Genomic DNA, 17,710 nt, shown 5'->3' with positions numbered 1-17,710 from the left:
AAGTGGCTCTGCGTGTGGTGGCCGCCTCGAATTCGTCGATGTTCAATTCCGACCAGCAAGCCTCACGCACCAGCAGTGTCGCCGCGGCAATCAACCAGCTCGGCGCCGCCGCCCAGGAAATCGCCCGCAACGCAGCCCAGGCGTCAAGCCAGGCCAGCGACGCGCGCAGTCTGGCCGAGGACGGCCAGCAAGTGGTGGATCGCAGCATTGCCGCGATGAATCAGCTGTCGAGCATGCTCAGCGCCTCGAGTACCAACATCGAATCGCTGAACAGCAAAACCGTGAACATCGGGCAGATTCTCGAAGTGATCACCAGCATCTCCCAGCAAACCAACCTGCTGGCGCTTAACGCGGCGATCGAAGCGGCGCGGGCCGGTGAAGCCGGGCGTGGTTTTGCCGTGGTGGCCGATGAGGTGCGCAACCTGGCGCACCGCACGCAAGAGTCGGCGCAACAGGTGCAAACCATGATCGAGGAGCTGCAAGTCGGTGCCCGCGAATCCGTCAGCACCATGAGCGACAGCCAGCGCCACAGTCAGGACAGCGTGGAAATCGCCAACCTGGCTGGTGAACGCTTGAACAGCGTGACGTTGCGCATCGGTGAAATCGACGGCATGAACCAGTCCGTGGCCACAGCGACCGAGGAACAGACGGCGGTGGTTGAGTCGATCAACGTGGATATCACCGAAATCAACACCTTGAACCAGGAAGGCGTGGAAAACCTGCAATCGACCTTGCGTGCGTGCTCGGACCTTGAGCAACAGGCTTCGCGCTTGAAGCAGTTGGTGGGCAGTTTCCGTATTTAAGTCACTCTTGCGGGCCTCTTCGCGGGCAAGCCTCGCTCCTACAGGGATTGGCGCATCATTCTGAACTGCGCATAACCTGTGGAGCGAGGCTTGGCCGCGAAGACGGTCTGCCAATCCCGCAAAACCCCGCTGACATCCCCACCGCAAAACCCCAATCGAACATCTATCCTTCATATAGGTCAACCAAAGGGAGAACAACGGTCCCGGAGGGATGTTCATCGTGCATATCGCTGACATAACCATGTTCTACGCCCCTGCCAGCGGTGGCGTGCGCACTTATCTGGATGCCAAACACCGCCGCTTGGGCAATAAGCCAGGCATTCGTCACAGCTTGCTGATCCCTGGGGCTCATTTGAGTGAACAGGATGGCATTTACACGGTTCCGGCCCCTGCCCTGCCCTTTGGCAAGGGTTATCGCTTCCCCCTCCGTCTCGCGCCGTGGCGCAATGTTCTGCAGGATTTGCAGCCCGATCTGATTGAAGTCGGCGACCCATACCTGACTGCCTGGGCTGCTTTGGACGCCAAGCGTCAACTTGATGTGCCGGTGATCGGTTTTTATCATTCAGACCTGCCGCTGCTGGTCAGCAATCGCATGGGCAACTGGGTTACACCCAATGTCGAAGCTTATGTAAGCAAGCTCTATGGCAACTTCGATCGGGTGCTGGCACCGAGTCAAATCATGGCCGATAAACTGATCGGGTTGGGCGTGAAGAACGTTTTCGTACAACCACTGGGCGTCGACCTGCAAACGTTCAACCCCAGTAAACGGGATCCAGGCTTGCGGGCCGAATTGGGCATCGATGAAAACACTCACCTGCTGATCTTCGCCGGTCGAGGATCCAAGGAAAAAAACCTGCCGGTGCTGCTCAAATGCATGAAACGCCTGGGTCGTCGCTATCACCTGTTACTGGTGGGTTCGTCAATGCCGACCCTGGTACCGCGCAATGTCACCGTCCTCGATGAGTTCTACCCGGCAGCGCAGGTCGCGCGATTGATGGCCAGTGCCGATGCGCTGGTGCATGCCGGTGATCAGGAAACCTTTGGCTTGGTGGTCCTCGAAGCCATGGCCAGCGGCATTCCGGTGGTGGCCGTGGCGGCTGGGGCTTTTCAGGAAATTGTCACCGATCAATGCGGCCTGCTTTGCGCGCCGAACAATCCAGCGGCGATGGCCAACGCTGTGCGCGAACTGTTCAGTCAGGGCAGCGCCGCGCTGGGCAAACAAGCCCGCCGCCATGTCGAGCAACATTACGCTTGGGATATCGTGGTCGACAGCCTGTTGGGGCACTATCACGCCGTACTCGGCACTCAATGGCCACTGACCGCCAATGGTTGAGCCCATGAACGCGCCCAGCCTGTTACTGGTATTGCACGACGTTGCGCCGCACACCTGGCCCGATTATCAAGCCTTCGTCGAAGCCGTCGACGCGCTGGGCGAGGTGCCGATTACCTGGCTGGTGGTGCCCAATTACCACAAGCATAACGACCTGGACGCGTATCCGGCGTTTCGACGTTTGCTGACCCGCCGCGTCGCTTGCGGCGACGAACTGGCACTGCACGGTTACTTTCATTGCGATGAAGGACCGATCCCCATCACTCCCCGAGACTGGTTCATGCGCCGGATCTACACCCATGAAGGCGAGTTCTACGACCTGTCACAGGAAGCCGCCCTCACCCGCCTGCGTGCCGGAATCGAGGTGTTCCACCGCTACAACTGGCCATTGGAAGGTTTCGTCGCTCCTGCCTGGCTGATGAGCGAAGGCACCCGCCAAGCCTTGCGCCAGTTACCGCTGCGCTACACCAGCGACTCGCAGCATCTGTATCGATTGCCGGATTTCACCGCGATCGATGCCCCGTGCCTGGTCTGGAGCGCGCGCAGCGCCTGGCGTCGCGGCCTGTCGAAAATCGTCAGCGATCAGCGTGAACAACGCTGGCGCCAGGCGCCGGTGATTCGTCTCGGTCTGCACCCCGTGGACATGCGCCATGAGTTCTCGCGTCACTACTGGCTGCACACCCTCAAGCGCTTGCTCGACGAGGGTCGTGTGCCCATGACCAAGGCCAACTGGCTGGCAAAGCAACGCGACCCCATCGGTCGCGCCGCATGAGCCGCGGGATTCTGCTGGTCGTCGCCCTGCTCGCGGCGGTGCTCATTCCGTCGTTGCTGGGTGGCGGAGAAACATGGTCGCGGTTGCAAAGCTTTCCGCAGAAATGGTTGCTGATCATGTTCGGCATGATCCTGCTGTGCTGGATGCTCAACACCCAGCGCCTGCGCCTGTTGCTGGGTGATCAGCGCGACAAGGTAAGTCGCTTCAAAAGCCTTGGGGTGGTGATGTCTGCCGAATTCGCCTACTGCGCCACCCCCGGCGGCAGTGGCGGGCCGCTGACCATCATGGCGTTGCTGGCACGTCACGGCGTGCGGCCGGCCAGGGGCAGCGCCGTGTTCGCCATGGACCAATTGAGCGATCTGCTGTTTTTTCTCTGCGCGCTGAGCGGAATTCTGATTTATGCATTGTTCCAGCACCTCAGTCAGCGCATGGAATGGCTGCTGACCGTCAGCGCCATCTCGATGTTCGGTGGGTTATTCAGTTGCGTATTAGCGGCTCGCTACCACCGCTCGCTGATTCGTCTGAGTGGTCGGTTGCTCGCTCGTCTCAATGTCAAAGGCGCCACCCGGATGCGCTGGGCGCGAAAGCTCCTGCACTTCCTGGCGGCGTTCACTGACACACTGAAGTTGCCCTTTCAGACATTGATCACGGTGTTTGCACTGACCTGTCTGCATTGGCTCTTGCGCTATAGCGTGCTGTATCTGGCATTGCGTGGGCTGGGCGTGGATCTGCAGTGGGCCTGGTGTTTTCTGATCCAGATGCTGTCACTGAGTGCGGGGCAGTTCAGCCTGTTGCCGGGCGGTGCCGGGGCGGCGGAATTGACATCGGCGGCGCTGCTGGCGCCCATGGTCGGAAAATCCACCGCGGCGGCGGCGATTCTGATCTGGCGGACAGTGACCTATTACTTCTATCTGGTGGTCGGTGGCCCGGTGTTTTTGCTGATGCTCGGGCGGCCATTGCTCAGGAAGTTGATGAAGCTCAAGCAGGCTTAAAAGATCTTTTTTTCAGGCATCCCCGACTGCATCGTCGGAATCGTCCTGCAACTGCTCCCACAACTCGGCGGCACCGGGAAACTCCGTGCCGTCTTCGGGGCTCAGGTCATCCGGGTCATAGCGACTCAAACAGCCCTCACCCAATGTGGCGGGTGCTTTGGATGTAGCTTTGTCCAATGGATCGGCCATGGTCATGTTCTCTCTTCACCTGGATCGGTCCCACGCGGAGCGTGGGAGCGATCCGCAGACCATCAGAACACGACGGTTTTGTTGCCATGCACCAGCACCCGGTCTTCCAGGTGATAACGCAGGCCACGGGCCAGCACCATTTTCTCGACATCACGGCCGAAGCGCACCATGTCTTCAATGCTGTCGCTGTGACTCACGCGCACTACGTCTTGCTCGATGATCGGACCGGCGTCCAGCTCTTCGGTGACGTAGTGGCAGGTAGCGCCGATCAACTTCACTCCGCGCATCGACGCCTGGTGATATGGCTTGGCGCCGACAAACGACGGCAAGAAGCTGTGGTGAATATTGATGACTTTATGGGCGTATTCGCTGCACAACTCGGGCGGCAGAATCTGCATGTAACGGGCAAGTACCACCACTTCGGCTTCGTGCTGTTTGACCAGACGCGAAACTTCGGCGAAGGCCGGCTCCTTGTTCTGTGGGTTGACCGGGACATGGTAGTAAGGAATACCGTGCCACTCGACCATGCTGCGCAAATCATCGTGATTGGAAATCACGCAGGCGATTTCACAGTCCAGTTCGTCACTGTGCCAGCGGTGCAGCAAGTCGGCCAGGCAGTGGGATTCACGGCTGGCCATCAACACCACGCGTTTCTTCTGCTCGGTGTCGGTGATGCGCCAGTCCATCGAGAACTCTTCGGCAATCGGTGCAAACGCTTCACGAAAGGCTTCGATACCGAAAGGCAGCGAATCGGCACGAATTTCGTGACGCATGAAGAACCAGCCACTGAGATTATCCGAGTGATGGCTCGCTTCAGTGATCCAGCCATTATGTGACGCCAGAAAGTTACTGACTTTAGCAACGATGCCGACGCGGTCCGGGCAAGCAATCACCAGCCGAAAAGTGCGCATGAGGGGGAAACTCCAGAACTTCGCAAAGGCCGCCATTCTAGCGATTGCGCAGCAAAACTGCAGTATTGATGACGTGTGGCTTTGCCCGCAGGTCCGGTACAGGTTCTGCAAGCACCACGCTGCCCCACGCGATGGTGTTCTTGCGGGCAATCTTCAAGAGGTCAACTGTGAACATTTGTGACGCTATTTAACTGTCACTCCAATGTGTGTCCTGTTCCGCAACTAATTTAAATAAAACTCCGGTTAAATGTTTACTTGATGAAACACCCTGACTATTATTGTCGCACTGTCACCCTGCCATCCAGCGCCCAACATAAGGTAGTCCTCATGTCCTTGATCAACGAATATCGCGCCACCGAAGAAGCTATCAAAGAGCTGCAAGCCCGTTTGAAGAATCTGTCCCAAGACGACAAACTGCAAACCGAGCTGGAATTCGAAGGCAAACTGCGCACCCTGATGGGCGAATACTCCAAATCCCTGCGTGACATCATCGCGCTGTTGGATCCAGAGTCCAAAACCAAGGCTCCACGTGGCGGCGCAGTAAAAACTACTGGCACCAAACGTGCTCGCAAAGTTAAACAATACAAAAACCCGCACAACGGCGAAGTCATCGAAACCAAAGGTGGCAACCACAAGACTCTGAAAGAGTGGAAAGCCAAGTGGGGCGGTGACGTGGTTGAAAGCTGGGCTACCCTGCTGGGCTAAGCCGCAAGCGTGTCGCGGACTGATCCGCGACCAAAAAAACGCCAGCAAATGCTGGCGTTTTTTTATGCCTGGAATTCAAGCGCAGATTATTTTCGTTTTCAAAGACTCAAACGTTTGCGTAATGCCTGGACATGATTCTGCCATTCATCCAGAACCTCTCGCTGAAACGATGTAGCACTAGTCATCAATTGAGCAGCAACCTCCTGAAAACTATCCAGCGTATTTGGCGCGCCCCACTCAGGTGCACACAAACGTTTCTGACAGAATATTCGCCAGCTTTCTTGCTCTTCCAGGCTCAACGTATCGGGAAAGTTGCGTGCGCGATAACGAAACAATAATTCAGGCAAACGTTCATCATCGAAAGGCCACTGTTCTTGTGCTAATTGCAAAGGGTCGGCGGCTCTGACTTGCTCACATAGACGCCGGTCCCGATCACCGATAAAACCGTTGTATAACTGTTGCTCGGGGTCTTGGCTCGGAGAGAAATCGTCGCTGGAGTAAATGTCTGGCACTTTATCTCGCCAAACTTGTTGTGCGTCACTTAGCCGCAGCGCCCGCTCCTGATAAAGCGCCATATCCAGCCCCAGACGTTGCTGATCTACAGGACGCAGTACCGATAACGGCGCCACTACCGGGCACTTGTTGATGTGAATGAGCTTGAGCGGCACCGGCAGTTCGCCTTCGGCCAAGTCCTCGCGGCGGGTATAAAGCCGCTGACGCAAGGTTTCGGCATCCAGATCGAGCAACCCCTGAGGGTCCAAGTGCAAGTCACAGACAATCAGCGCGTTGCGATTACGTGGATGCCAGGCCAACGGCAGCACCACCCCCACATAGTTACGGGCCGCCGAAAAGCGCCCGGAAACATGCACCATCGGCTGCAACAACCGAATTTGATCCATGACCTTTTGTTTGCTGCGCAATTGAAACAGCCAGTCATACAACTTCGGCTGTTTTTCCCGAATCAGGCGCGCCAGGGCGATGGTGGCGCGAACATCCGACAGCGCCTCGTGTGCATGCCCGTGATCGATGCCATTGGCGGCGGTCAGACGTTCGAGTTTGAGCGTGACTCGCCCTTCGTCGTCCTTGGGCCAGACAAGGCCATCAGGACGCAAGGCATAAGCTGCGCGCACCACATCGATCAGGTCCCAGCGGCTGTTGCCGCCCTGCCACTCCCGTGCGTAGGGGTCGAAAAAGTTTCGATACAGGCTGTAACGGGTCATCTCATCGTCAAAACGCAGCGTGTTGTACCCGGCCCCGCAGGTGCCGGGCGCCGCGAGCTGGGCATGAACCCGTGTCATGAAATCGGCTTCGCTCAAACCTTGCTCGGCCAGACGCGCGGGCGTAATACCGGTAATCGCGCACGCCGCCGGATGAGGCAGGATGTCGTCACTGGGCTGGCAATAAAGGTTGACCGGTTCGTCTATTTCATTGAGATCGAAGTCGGTGCGAATCCCCGCCACTTGCAGCGGGCGGTCGCAACGGGGGTTGATGCCAGTGGTTTCATAGTCGTACCAGAAGATCGAGGTCACGGGTTGTTCCTGAACTGAAGACCGACGAAGTCTAGGCGCACATACGTCGCCCCGACCAGAGTTCTTGTCATTCAATCACCTCTGATCACGCACCGTGCAATACATAGTTATGTCGTTTTCCCCCGAGAGGCTGCTAGCATCCGACGGACAAGGCCACATCAAGGTTGCCCATGCTCGAAACCACAGCACTGCCAGGGAAAGCGACGCTGGCCCGGCCACTGGACACGCGGTATCACGTCGAAACGCCCGAAGGCATCGACTTGCCGCTGCGCCCGGCCGGGTTGATGGTACGTGCGCTGGCGTTCGCCATAGACCTGGGCCTGCGCGGGGTGATTCTGGGCCTGCTGTTTATTATGTTGGCGTTTCTCGGAAAACTTGGCGCCGGGCTGAGTTCGATTCTGCTGTTCGTGGTGAGCTGGTGGTACATGGTGCTGTTCGAAGTGCTCAATCAGGGCCGTTCGCCGGGCAAGCATTGGATGGGGTTGCGCGTAGTGCATGACGATGGCACGCCGATCGGCTGGTCCGCGTCCTTGCTGCGCAACCTGCTGCGGTTTGTCGACATGTTGCCGTTCGGCTACTTTCTCGGGGCGATCAGCTGCCTGCAACACCCCTCCTTCAAACGCCTCGGCGACCTGGCCGCCGGTACGCTGGTGATCTACCGCGAACAACCGCTCACCCGCCCCCAACTGCCTGATGTCCCGCCACGGCGCGCAGCCTTCGCCCTGACGCTGACCGAGCAACGCGCCGTCCTCGGGTTTGCCGAACGCCAGGGTGAACTCTCCGAGGCGCGGGCCAACGAGCTCGCCTCGATACTCGCGCAACCGTTGCAGATATCGAAGCCCCAGGCGAGGGCCGAACTCAACGGCATCGCCCGTGGACTGTTGGGCCCCACATGAAGCAAAGCCTGTTCGAAAGTCGCCACAGCGCCGAATGGGAGCAGTTTGCACTCATGCTTGAACGGCTGGAACGAGGCAAAGATGCCTCTGGAGTCGCCAGTTTCCCCAGCGATTATCGACGGCTCTGCCAACACCTGGCCTTGGCTCAGGAGCGCGGCTACAGCAGTTTCCTGATCGATTCATTGCAGCAACTGGTCCTGCGCGGGCATCAACAGCTTTATCGGCATCGCAGTCGACTGGGTGCCAACGTGTTGAGTTTCATCCTCGCCGATTTCCCGCGACTGGTGCGTGAGCAGTGGCGTTTCGTCCTTGCCGCCAGCCTGTTGTTTTTTGGCAGCCTGATCGGTTTCGCGTTGCTGGTGTATCTGTTCCCGGAGCTGGTCTACAACCTGATCCCGGCCGAGCAGGTCAGTGAGATGCAAAGCATGTACGACCCCGACGCCGGTCATCTGGGGCGCTTGGCAGATCGGGCAGCCAGCGAAGACTGGGTGATGTTCGGTTACTACATCATGCACAACATCGGCATCGCTTTTCAGACCTTCGCCAGCGGTTTGCTGTTTGGCCTGGGCAGCGCGTTTTTCCTGTTCTTCAACGGATTGATGATCGGCGCGGTGGCCGGGCACCTGACGCACATCGGCTATGGGCAAACCTTCTGGTCGTTCGTGATCGGCCATGGCGCCTTCGAACTGAGTGCAATTGCCCTGGCCGGTGCCGCAGGCCTGCAACTGGGCTGGGCCTTGATCGCGCCGGGACGTTTACCCCGCGCCGAGGCCCTGCGACTGGCGGCGCGCAAGAGCGTGGTGCTGATTTGCGGGGTCATGCTGTTTCTGCTGATTGCGGCGTTTATCGAAGCCTACTGGTCGTCGCGGACCGGGCTCTCGCCGCTGACCAAATACCTGGTCGGCGCGGTGCTCTGGTTGTTGGTGGCGACTTATCTGCTGTTTGCCGGACGGACTCGCCATGCGCCTGAGTGACGCCAGTGTGGTGATCCGCCCGCGCACGACCTGGGAAGCCATGGACCTGGGGGTGCTGCTGAGTCAGCGCCATCGACGCCTGTTGATGACCAGTTGGGCCATCGTGACCTTGCCGATCTTCGCCCTGCTCACCTTGCTGCTGTGGGATTCACCCTCCCTCGCCGTGTTTCTGTTCTGGTGGCTCAAACCGGCGTTCGATCGGCTGCCGCTGTACATCCTGTCCAAAGCCATGTTCGGCGAAACGCCCACACTGAAACAGGCCCTGCGCCAATGGCCGCGCCTGCTCAAACCGCAACTGCTGGCCAGCCTGACCTGGCGCCGCCTGAGTCTGAGCCGCAGTTTTCTGATGCCGGTGGTGCAACTCGAAGGTCTGGCGGGGGAAGCACGCCAACAACGTTTGCGCGTGTTGCTGCAACGCAACGCGGGCGCCGCCCAGTGGCTGACGATCATCGGCGTGCATCTGGAAACCGCGCTGTGGATCGGCTTGATGGTGCTGTTCTACATGCTCTTGCCGCAACAGGTCGAACTCGACTGGGGCTGGCAGACCTTGATTACCGCCGCCACTCAAGACTGGCGCTGGCTGGAACACCTGACCAATACCTTTTACGTTCTGGTGCTGATTGTCTGGGAACCGATCTATGTGGCCTGCGGTTTCAGCCTTTATCTGAACCGGCGCACGTGGCTGGAAGCCTGGGACATCGAACTGGTTTTTCGCCGAATGCGCCAACGCTTGACCAGCACGGTCGTCACGCTGCTGCTGGCTGCGATCCTGCTGGTGCCAACGGCGCAAAGCGTCTGGGCCGCCGAACCGGTTATCTCACCGGACTCTGCGCGTCTGCTGGAGCAACCACTGACCAGTCAGGCATCCCGCGACAGCATCAAGGCCATACTCGATCAGCCCCCCTTCAAGAATAAGGAAACGGTAACGCGTTATCGCTTTGGCGAAGACAAACCCGCCGCCGACACTGCGGACAATGGTCAAACGCCCGCCTGGCTGAAGGCGCTGCTCAGCTTGCTGGACAGCCGACGCTTTGGCGTATTGGCCAGCCTGATCGAAGTGCTGCTGTGGGGCACAGTGATCGGCGCCATTGGGCTGTTGATCTGGCGTTACCGCGACTGGCTGCAGGCCTTTGTCAGCCGCCGACCCACGTTAAATCGCAAAGTCGCGCGGCCATTACCCCAGCAGGCGTTCGGCCTGGACCTCAACCGCGAAACCTTGCCCGCCGACATCGCGGCCAGTGCCGAAAGCCTCTGGCAGACCAATCCCCGTGAAGCCCTCGGGTTGCTCTATCGCGCCCTGCTCAGCCACTTGCTGCACGATTTCAACATGGCGCTCAAACCAGCCGACACCGAAGGCGAAGTGCTCCAGCGCGTTGAACAATTGCAACAACCTGCCTTGCTGGCCTTCAGCAGAAACCTCACCGGGCACTGGCAAAACATGGCCTATGGGCATCGCTTGCCCCCCGCGCATTTGCAACAGGAACTCTGTAACGGCTGGCGCGCGTTGTTCGGCCCGGGAGCCGCCCGTTGAACCGGCGTTTGTGGCTTTCAGTCGGTGCGTTGATCGCCCTGCTAGTGTGTGCGCTGAGTGTTTACCTGTATTTCAAGGCCATACCCTATCCAGCAGAAATCGATCACGGCCCATCCCCGGAAGCCCAGGCCAATCCCTACCTGGCGGCCGAGCATTTTCTGCGTAAACAGGGCCTGACCGTCAGCCATGCCAACAGCCTCGATATCTTGCCGACTCTCGAGCCTCATCAGCGCAGTTTGTTGTTGCTCGGCGATCGGTCGAACATGTCGCCGCGACAGGTGAATCAGGTATTGAACTGGACCCGCGCCGGTGGACGTCTTTTATTCGTCGCCGAAGCCCTGTGGGATGAAAAGACCGGGCAGAGCAATGATCTGCTGCTCGACCGGGTGCAGTTGCACCAATCCCTGAGCAAAGACCTCAAGGAGCCGCCGCCCGATCCTGTCGACGATCCTTACCCCAAACTGACCAAGCTCTACCTGGAAAACGAGGAGGCGCCGGCCTACTTCAGCTTCGATACCGCGTTCCACCTCGACGACCCGAAAAACCTCGCCCAGGCCTGGGCCAACAGCGGCAAGGCCACGCACATGATGCAGCTGAGTCACGGGCAGGGTTCGATCACCGTGGTCACCGACGCCGACCTCTGGAAAACCCCGGCCATCGACCAGTACGACAACGCCTGGCTGCTGTGGTACCTGACGGCCGACACAGACGTGACCTTGCTGTTCAATACCGATCACGACAGCTTGCTGACGTTGCTGTGGCGCTATTTTCCGCAAGCCCTGGTGGCCCTGATCGCCTTGATCGTTTTCGGGTTCTGGCATGTTGGCGTGCGTAACGGCCCATTGCTGGAGCCGGCCACGAGAGCCCGCCGCCAGCTCCAGGAACACCTGCGTGCCAGCGCCGATTTCATGCTCCGTCACAACGGTCAGCACAGCCTGTTGCAAGCCTTGCAACAAGACATCCTGCGGCGTGTCCGTCACCGTCACCCCGGTTTTGAACAACTCGGCGTCGCCGAACAATGGCTGGTGCTCGCACGCCTGACTGGCCAACCCACACGCGCCATCAGCCAGGCCATGAGCCCGCGACCGAAGCAGCGGCTGTCCAGCGCTGAATTCAGCCGTCAGGTCGCCCACCTGCAAACCTTGAGGAACGCCTTATGATCTGGCACTTGGAAAGCGTTAGATTGCTGTGATATTAGAAACAGACACTTAGAAGCTCATGCGCTTTAGGGCCGATCTAATCCCCTAACTGGTCAGAGCAGACAAAGTGATTGAGATTCTGATTAGCACAGAGGACGGCAGATGGAGCTTGTGTGGGCTACAGGGGATTTGGTGATCGCAGGGCAACCTTATCCAGGGTTTCCCATTCTGCTATGGGACTCGATGGAGAGTTGCGTTCCGGCCAATCAGTTCTTTCGGCACTACCTGCTTCGCGGGGTCATCGGCTCGAAGCGTTCCTGGCCCAGTACCGGACGCGCGCTGTACGATTTCTTCAGCTTCCTCGAGGCTCATGAGATTGACTGGCGCGACGTGGATCGTGGCGAGGCCAAGAGCCTTGTGGCGGCCTACCGAGATTACTGCCTGGAGGCGTGCGCGCTGGCACCGAACACCACTCGCCAGCGTTTGACTTATATCTGCAAGTTTTATGAATTCGCACTGAAAGAGGGGTGGGTGAAGCGCCTGCCCTTCGCTTATGAAGAGCGCGCCGTAAGGTGCCAAACAAGTTTCCTTGCCCATGTCGATGCCAGTGGCGGCAAGGCCATGGCAAACGATGTAATGCCACGTAGCCACAAGACCCTGCCTAAGTTTCTGAGCATGGCCGAGATCAAGTCGCTCTTGGCCGCAGTGGAGAACCCCCATCACCGAATGATGATGCGCCTAGGGCTGCATACGGGTCTGCGCCGCGAGGAAATCGCCGCCTTCCCGCTGGCCTATGTTTTCGACCCGGACAAGGCAGCACGAACCGAACGCAACCTCCGCATTCGGCTCGATCCGTTCGACGGCAGCGGTATGGTGACTAAGGGCAGCAAGCCGCGGGATATTTACGTCAGCCGCAAATTCATGGCTGAACTCTATCGCTATGTGACGAAGGTGCGCGGCGAGCGCGCCTCGCTAAGCAAGACCCCACAAAAGGCGTTGTTCCTTAACCAGTCCGGGGAACCCTATGGTGACGACGGCAAGAGCCTCAACCGGATCATCAGCGAGACCGGCAAGCGGGCTGGAATCAAAGTCCATACGCACATGCTTCGGCATACTTATGCCACCCATACCCTGGTCAGCCTTCAGCGTAACCCTGCGAGCGGGTTGGAGCCTCTGGTGTTCGTTCAGCGGCAACTCGGCCACAGTTCGATTCAGACAACCATGGTGTACCTGCACTTGGTCAACGAAATAGCCGACGAGGCGGTGCTGGCCTATGACGATGAGTTGAACGCATTGGCGGAGGCGGCCTGATGGGCAAGCGCAAGGTATTTACTAAGACCGACCTCAGCGTCCCGCAAGTCGAGCACAGCCGCGACATAGCAGGCAATGTGGTGATTCTGCCCGATACCATCCCTCCGACGAATACCACGGTCACGTTCGGGCGGAACGCCTCCAACAGCCGTAGTTTCGACTTTGCCCGCTGGTACGGCGCTGGCATTGACTCCATCACCTACGCCTGCCAGTGCCAAATTAAACGCTTCCTCGCCGGCCAAGAAGGCACCATCGCGATTAGCACCGTCGCTGGCTACTGCCAAAATGGGCTGCGCAATTTTTTCGACTGCTGCGTGCTGCGGGCGACGGCTATCGGCCGTGACTTGGCCATGTCCGATGTGAACCGGGACTTGATCGACGGCTATCTCGGACATTTGGCTGGGTTGGGCGTGGCGACTATCAGTCAGAAAACCCTCTACTCGCAGACCAAGCCCGTGTTGCTCGCCTTGGGGCGGCGTGGGCTAATCCATCTCGTCACCTCCGGCGATGGGACCACCTTCCCCCATAACCCCTTCCCAAACATCAACCGCAAGGCCAAGGGCGAGACGGGGCTGTCCAAACGCGAGCGGCAAGCGTTCACTGTGGCGCTCAGGCAGGCCATCAAGCCGATCTGGGCTGACGACGAGCCTGTGACCAGCGATCTGCTGGTCTACGCCCTGCTGGTCGTGGCGCTGCACACCGGACGCAATACCACGCCACTGCTGGAAATGGGTCGTGACTGCCTGCGCCCACACCCCAAGGACAACACCGTGTTCCTAGTACTGTGGAAGCGACGTGGCTACAACACCAGTAAAGTGGCGCTGCGAGCCGAGTCAGACACTGAGCGTCTTCTAGAGTCCACGCCGAACGTGAGAACCAACGTCGAGCGCTTGATCCGCCGCGTGATGGCCCTGACCGAGTCATTGGACGCAGAGGCTCCAGCCGACCTCAAGGGGCGCGTGTGGCTGTATCGCATACGCAATCGCAAGGGTTTCGGTACAGTCACGACGCTGATACCAGAAACGTTGGCTAGGTCGATAAACCGCCTCGTAACCGAGCATGGTCTGACCGACAGTGACGATAAGCCCCTGCGCATCAACATCTCACGCCTGCGCAAGACCTTCGCCAACCGCATCTTCGAGCTTACCGACGGCGATTTGGCGACCACCGCCGCTGCGCTCGGCAATACCCCGAGGGTGGCCGACCAAAGCTACCTGGCACCCGACGAGTATGCCCGTCGCAACTGGCAGTTCATGGGCGAGGTAATGGTGCAGGAGTTGCTAACTCGGACCGTCGGTGCAACCTATAAGGACACCCCCATGGGCCGCTGCGCCGACCCAGTGAACGGCCAGTACGCCCCGAAGCGCGAGGGCGCGACCTGCATGAACTTCATGAACTGCCTGCGTTGCAAGCATTACGCGGTAACCGCAGAGGATCTGTACAAGCTGTTCAGCTTCTACTTCCGCGTGCTGGCTGAGCGCTCGCGCATGGACAAGCGGCGCTGGGCACGGGAGTACGCCCACATCCCCCGCTTGATAGACCACTACATCGTTGCCGAAGGGCTGCGGCGCGGTACCTTCAAGGCCGCAGCGGTGGAGGACGCCCGCGAGCGAGCCCGGACCCTGCCGCACCCGTTCTGGTCGGTTGATCTGATCGACAGCTTGGAGCTATTTGCATGAGTGACAACACCTTGGTGGCACTACCTTGGGCTCCCCTTGCTGTCCAGCCGAGCGATGTGCGCGGGCTCCCGGAATCCGAACGCGACGCCCTGATCATCAGCGCTACTCAGGTCGATGGGCAGTGGGTTATTCTCAGCCGCTACCGCGACAACGTCTGGCAACTTGAAGGCTTCACCAGCAACGTGCCGGCGAGTCATACACGGCTGGACTTCCGCACCGCGCCACCGGCATTTTGGGAGGTGATGAAGGCGATGCTATATCGCTACCTACGCCGTGGACGCCATGGGGCGGTTCGGCCTAAATGCCTCGCTTTGGTACAAATTTTCTCTGATGCAAGGCCATTCCTGCGCCACCTGGAAGCATTCAAACTCGACTACCTAAGTGCGGTGACACCCCTGGTTTGCTCGACCTATGTGGACGCCTGCAAGGCATACCGGCAGCCCAGCCGATCCAAAGGCAAGCCGCTATCACAAAGCGGACTACATAGCCGTTTCAAGGCCGTCGAAGCCATTCATGAACTGAGCCACTACACCGACGACCCGATGCCTCAGCATCCTTGGCCCGAAACTTCCGCCAAGGCGATGGCGGGGCTTACCGGCAGCAGTGCCCAGAGCGGCAAGACCCCGCTGATTCCGGATGATGTGTTCTGCATACTGTTCGAGCGGGCCTATCAACAGGTTGAGCGCGGCCGGCACTTGCTTGATCTGCGCGAAGCGCTGGAAACCCTCGCTATGCAGCGAAAGGGGCGGAGTGCTCGGAGTCTCAATAAGGCCAAGAACAGCCACCTGAGCACCCTTGGTTGGGAGGACGGTCTGAACGCATTGAATAAGGCACTGATCAATCTGCGCACGGCCTGCTATATCGTCCTGGCTAGCACTTCTGGCTGTCGCATCCATGAACTGGCCTACGTGCAGTCAGGTGCCCACCACCGCACTCAAGACGATCATGGCACCGCCTACCACTGGATGCGCTCGCGGTCGGAAAAGACCGGTGTCGGTATCCATGATTGGATGATCCCCCAGGCCGCTGTGCGTGCCCTGCGCGTGATGGAGCGCTGGTGCGCACCCTATCAGGCCATGATCGCCGCCGAGATCCTTCAGCGGCGCCACGCCAACCCGTATGATCCGCAGATCGTCGAGGCGCACAAACACCGCTATGCGCTCTTTCTCGGCGTAGATCCGAAAGAGGGCAATCAAGTGCGCACGCTTTCCAACACTACTTGGAGCGTATGCTTCAAGGCATTCGCCAAGGATTGCGGACTGAGCTGGAATCTCTCCAGCCACCAGTTCCGCCGCAAGTTTGCCAACTACGCCGCGCACAGCCGCTTCGGTGACCTTCGCTACCTCAAGGAGCATTTCGCACATTGTTCGCTGGACATGTCTCTGGGCTACGCCATAGACGATAGCTGGGGACAGCATCTGGACCTTGATCTGTACGCAGATATTCAGGGTGAGTTGGAAGATATAAAACTAGGCGTCGTCGATAACTGGCTGGGTGACGAACCCTTGGCCGGGGGCTACGGCCGCGCGCTCAAGCAATGGCAGCGGGAACCGCAGAATCTGCTGATCTTCAAGGATCACGCCTCGATGCTGAAGTCCATTGCCGAGAGCACCGCAATTCGCAGCAACGGCCATGCCTGGTGCACGGCGGACAATGACGGTTGCGTCGGTAATACTCTTGAGCGTACCCGCTGCGGCAACTGCAACCATGCTGTGATTGGACACGGTCACGCGGCCATCTACCAGCGACTCTACGATGATCTAAAAGGGCTACTGAATTGCCCGGACATTGGCGAGGGCGGCCGCCAGCGCGTTGAGCGCGACCTGAATCGCTGCCGTGACGTACTGGTACAGTTGGGAATGGACCCGGAGACTTTAATCGCATGAAATCCAAGGACAAGGCGACCAACTATAAGCCTGCTGAGGATCGCGAGAAGGATCTGAAGCTCGCCCTTCTCCGCATCCAAAAGGGTCGCACCCACACCGGGGAATCCAAGGTTACCATCGCGGCAGTCGCCCGCGAGGCGGGCGTATCGACGGCGCTGATTCACAACTACTACCCACGAATTGCCGAGGCTATCCGAGAGGCTCAAGGTCGCTCCAGTCGCGCCATGCGTGATGTGAAACAACAAGACTTGATTGCGGAACGCAAGAAGTCCGCAGCCCACCGTCAGGAGATCGAGGAATTGCGGGTCAAGGTCGCCAATCTCGCATCCATCAACGAAGTGCTAACGGACGAGAACCGTGTACTCAAGGCTAAGATGAGCGACCGCAAGGTGGTCGACCTGCCTTCAAGAAAGTCGCATGGATAGGTCGATTTCGCGTAGTGCGCAATCACACCCTTTGCGTCGAGGGAAAGGTCAGTACAGAAGTATCCTTAGAAACCGAGGCGTGTATTGCTCCGTGTAAACCACTTTTATTCCTTGTTAACCACAGTGGTTTACAGTGCAAAAATTAGGGTTACAGAATTATGGCCTGCCCCGGCTTCGTAGGTTTCCGGCCTTTAATCGACACCTGGAAACCATCCCTACGTCGACCCAATGCGCCGACCCGACGAAGTGATATACAGCGCTTTGAAGTCATTACTCGAGTGTTTCCAAGGCTCTCGCGCCTACTCGGTTCTGGGGTAACGCTTGCGTAGCTTCGAAACGCCCTCGGCGACCTCTAGACGCTCGATCTCCCCAATGACGTCCTCGAGGACTTTCGCAACAGAACGATTGTCCTTTAGGGCATAGCTACCGACCATCAACGTTATGGGGTGCGTACCGAGCACAGCAGCAATGTCGTCGAGCTTCTCGATAGTCGGAGCGTACAGACCTCGCTCCAATGTGCTGATATAAGTCCGACTGCTAAGGGTGGAAAAGTCCTCCTGCGTCCGGCCTTGTTTCACACGAAGCCACCGAAGAACTGTCCCGAAAGCACTTTTCAATTCCACTTTGCATGTCCTGCA

At 58.7% G+C, this 17,710-nt stretch carries 17 protein-coding genes; 13 read left to right on the top strand and 4 right to left on the bottom strand.

Annotation, left to right across the window (positions count from 1 at the left end):
* Nucleotides 1–38: 38 nt before the first annotated feature.
* From PSH88_RS30430 to gpgF, 4 genes are all read left to right on the top strand, one after another.
* Nucleotides 39–803: a methyl-accepting chemotaxis protein gene (locus PSH88_RS30430; protein ID WP_411736823.1), complete on the top strand. Its 765-nt coding sequence runs from the start codon at nucleotides 39–41 to the stop codon at nucleotides 801–803.
* Between the two features lie 211 nt (nucleotides 804–1,014).
* Complete coding sequence (gpgS, locus tag PSH88_RS07130) at nucleotides 1,015–2,136, top strand: N-acetylglucosaminyl phosphatidylglycerol synthase (RefSeq protein WP_305483498.1); 1,122 nt, start codon at nucleotides 1,015–1,017, stop codon at nucleotides 2,134–2,136.
* A complete protein-coding gene (gene gpgD / locus PSH88_RS07125; RefSeq protein WP_305425540.1) occupies nucleotides 2,129–2,905 on the top strand; it encodes an N-acetylglucosaminyl phosphatidylglycerol deacetylase in 777 nt (258 codons plus the stop codon). The genes gpgS and gpgD overlap by 8 nt, the downstream gene beginning before the upstream one ends.
* A complete protein-coding gene (gene gpgF, locus PSH88_RS07120) occupies nucleotides 2,902–3,897 on the top strand; it encodes a glucosaminyl phosphatidylglycerol flippase (protein ID WP_305425539.1) in 996 nt (331 codons plus the stop codon). Before gpgD ends, gpgF begins: the two co-directional genes overlap by 4 nt.
* Before the next feature lie 12 nt (nucleotides 3,898–3,909).
* Here the strand turns inward: gpgF and PSH88_RS07115 are convergent, their stop codons facing one another.
* Together PSH88_RS07115 and purU are read right to left on the bottom strand one after the other, a co-directional pair.
* A complete protein-coding gene (locus PSH88_RS07115) occupies nucleotides 3,910–4,086 on the bottom strand; it encodes a hypothetical protein (protein WP_305425538.1) in 177 nt (58 codons plus the stop codon).
* 62 nt (nucleotides 4,087–4,148) lie between these two features.
* Nucleotides 4,149–4,997, bottom strand: coding sequence for a formyltetrahydrofolate deformylase (gene purU, locus PSH88_RS07110; RefSeq protein ID WP_007903852.1), 849 nt, complete (start codon nucleotides 4,995–4,997; stop codon nucleotides 4,149–4,151).
* Nucleotides 4,998–5,324: 327 nt separating this feature from the next.
* On the opposite strand from purU, the gene mvaT reads away from it, so the two are divergent.
* Nucleotides 5,325–5,702, top strand: coding sequence for a histone-like nucleoid-structuring protein MvaT (gene mvaT / locus PSH88_RS07105; protein WP_007903853.1), 378 nt, complete (start codon nucleotides 5,325–5,327; stop codon nucleotides 5,700–5,702).
* Nucleotides 5,703–5,800: 98 nt separating this feature from the next.
* On the opposite strand, the gene sbcB is transcribed toward mvaT, so the two are convergent.
* Nucleotides 5,801–7,231 carry an exodeoxyribonuclease I gene (gene sbcB / locus PSH88_RS07100; protein ID WP_305425537.1) on the bottom strand — a complete coding sequence of 477 codons (1,431 nt, stop codon included), beginning with the start codon at nucleotides 7,229–7,231 and terminating at the stop codon, nucleotides 5,801–5,803.
* Nucleotides 7,232–7,401: 170 nt separating this feature from the next.
* On the opposite strand from sbcB, the gene PSH88_RS07095 reads away from it, so the two are divergent.
* The 8 genes from PSH88_RS07095 to PSH88_RS07060 all read left to right on the top strand — a co-directional run bounded on the left by PSH88_RS07095 (nucleotide 7,402) and on the right by PSH88_RS07060 (nucleotide 17,072).
* Entirely contained in the window at nucleotides 7,402–8,127 is a 726-nt protein-coding gene (locus PSH88_RS07095; protein WP_305425535.1) for an RDD family protein, read from the top strand.
* Nucleotides 8,124–9,101 (top strand): stage II sporulation protein M, encoded by a 978-nt coding sequence (locus PSH88_RS07090; protein WP_305483497.1) that lies wholly within the window; start codon nucleotides 8,124–8,126, stop codon nucleotides 9,099–9,101. The genes PSH88_RS07095 and PSH88_RS07090 overlap by 4 nt, the downstream gene beginning before the upstream one ends.
* Nucleotides 9,088–10,632, top strand: a complete 1,545-nt coding sequence (locus tag PSH88_RS07085; RefSeq protein ID WP_305483496.1) for a DUF4129 domain-containing protein — start codon at nucleotides 9,088–9,090, stop codon at nucleotides 10,630–10,632. Before PSH88_RS07090 ends, PSH88_RS07085 begins: the two co-directional genes overlap by 14 nt.
* On the top strand, nucleotides 10,629–11,792 hold the full coding sequence (locus PSH88_RS07080; protein ID WP_305425531.1) for a DUF4350 domain-containing protein: 1,164 nt from the start codon (nucleotides 10,629–10,631) through the stop codon (nucleotides 11,790–11,792). The genes PSH88_RS07085 and PSH88_RS07080 overlap by 4 nt, the downstream gene beginning before the upstream one ends.
* 141 nt (nucleotides 11,793–11,933) lie before the next feature.
* Nucleotides 11,934–13,082 carry a tyrosine-type recombinase/integrase gene (locus tag PSH88_RS07075; RefSeq protein ID WP_305425529.1) on the top strand — a complete coding sequence of 383 codons (1,149 nt, stop codon included), beginning with the start codon at nucleotides 11,934–11,936 and terminating at the stop codon, nucleotides 13,080–13,082.
* Complete coding sequence (locus tag PSH88_RS07070; RefSeq protein WP_305425528.1) at nucleotides 13,082–14,761, top strand: hypothetical protein; 1,680 nt, start codon at nucleotides 13,082–13,084, stop codon at nucleotides 14,759–14,761. The genes PSH88_RS07075 and PSH88_RS07070 overlap by 1 nt, the downstream gene beginning before the upstream one ends.
* Nucleotides 14,758–16,647, top strand: a complete 1,890-nt coding sequence (locus tag PSH88_RS07065; RefSeq protein WP_305483495.1) for a site-specific integrase — start codon at nucleotides 14,758–14,760, stop codon at nucleotides 16,645–16,647. Before PSH88_RS07070 ends, PSH88_RS07065 begins: the two co-directional genes overlap by 4 nt.
* Nucleotides 16,644–17,072 (top strand): TetR family transcriptional regulator, encoded by a 429-nt coding sequence (locus tag PSH88_RS07060; RefSeq protein WP_305425526.1) that lies wholly within the window; start codon nucleotides 16,644–16,646, stop codon nucleotides 17,070–17,072. The genes PSH88_RS07065 and PSH88_RS07060 overlap by 4 nt, the downstream gene beginning before the upstream one ends.
* A gap of 299 nt (nucleotides 17,073–17,371) precedes the next feature.
* On the opposite strand, the gene PSH88_RS07055 is transcribed toward PSH88_RS07060, so the two are convergent.
* A complete protein-coding gene (locus PSH88_RS07055; protein WP_305425525.1) occupies nucleotides 17,372–17,695 on the bottom strand; it encodes a helix-turn-helix domain-containing protein in 324 nt (107 codons plus the stop codon).
* Between the last annotated feature and the right edge of the window lie 15 nt (nucleotides 17,696–17,710).

Origin of the sequence: Pseudomonas wuhanensis, from assembly GCF_030687395.1 — a bacterium.
Lineage (GTDB): Bacteria > Pseudomonadota > Gammaproteobacteria > Pseudomonadales > Pseudomonadaceae > Aquipseudomonas > Aquipseudomonas wuhanensis.
Note: the sequence above shows the minus strand (reverse complement) of the source record. Positions and strands in the feature narration are given on the sequence as shown.

Excerpts from the sequence above, each read along its gene's own strand:
- PSH88_RS30430 (WP_411736823.1), top strand. The coding sequence starts at position 39 with ATGTTCAATTCCGACCAGCAAGCCTCACGCACCAGCAGTGTCGCCGCG.
- gpgS (WP_305483498.1), top strand. The coding sequence starts at position 1,015 with ATGTTCATCGTGCATATCGCTGACATAACCATGTTCTACGCCCCTGCC.
- gpgD (WP_305425540.1), top strand. The coding sequence starts at position 2,129 with ATGGTTGAGCCCATGAACGCGCCCAGCCTGTTACTGGTATTGCACGAC.
- gpgF (WP_305425539.1), top strand. The coding sequence starts at position 2,902 with ATGAGCCGCGGGATTCTGCTGGTCGTCGCCCTGCTCGCGGCGGTGCTC.
- PSH88_RS07115 (WP_305425538.1), bottom strand. The coding sequence starts at position 4,086 with ATGGCCGATCCATTGGACAAAGCTACATCCAAAGCACCCGCCACATTG.
- purU (WP_007903852.1), bottom strand. The coding sequence starts at position 4,997 with ATGCGCACTTTTCGGCTGGTGATTGCTTGCCCGGACCGCGTCGGCATC.
- mvaT (WP_007903853.1), top strand. The coding sequence starts at position 5,325 with ATGTCCTTGATCAACGAATATCGCGCCACCGAAGAAGCTATCAAAGAG.
- PSH88_RS07095 (WP_305425535.1), top strand. The coding sequence starts at position 7,402 with ATGCTCGAAACCACAGCACTGCCAGGGAAAGCGACGCTGGCCCGGCCA.
- PSH88_RS07090 (WP_305483497.1), top strand. The coding sequence starts at position 8,124 with ATGAAGCAAAGCCTGTTCGAAAGTCGCCACAGCGCCGAATGGGAGCAG.
- PSH88_RS07085 (WP_305483496.1), top strand. The coding sequence starts at position 9,088 with ATGCGCCTGAGTGACGCCAGTGTGGTGATCCGCCCGCGCACGACCTGG.
- PSH88_RS07075 (WP_305425529.1), top strand. The coding sequence starts at position 11,934 with ATGGAGCTTGTGTGGGCTACAGGGGATTTGGTGATCGCAGGGCAACCT.
- PSH88_RS07070 (WP_305425528.1), top strand. The coding sequence starts at position 13,082 with ATGGGCAAGCGCAAGGTATTTACTAAGACCGACCTCAGCGTCCCGCAA.
- PSH88_RS07065 (WP_305483495.1), top strand. The coding sequence starts at position 14,758 with ATGAGTGACAACACCTTGGTGGCACTACCTTGGGCTCCCCTTGCTGTC.
- PSH88_RS07060 (WP_305425526.1), top strand. The coding sequence starts at position 16,644 with ATGAAATCCAAGGACAAGGCGACCAACTATAAGCCTGCTGAGGATCGC.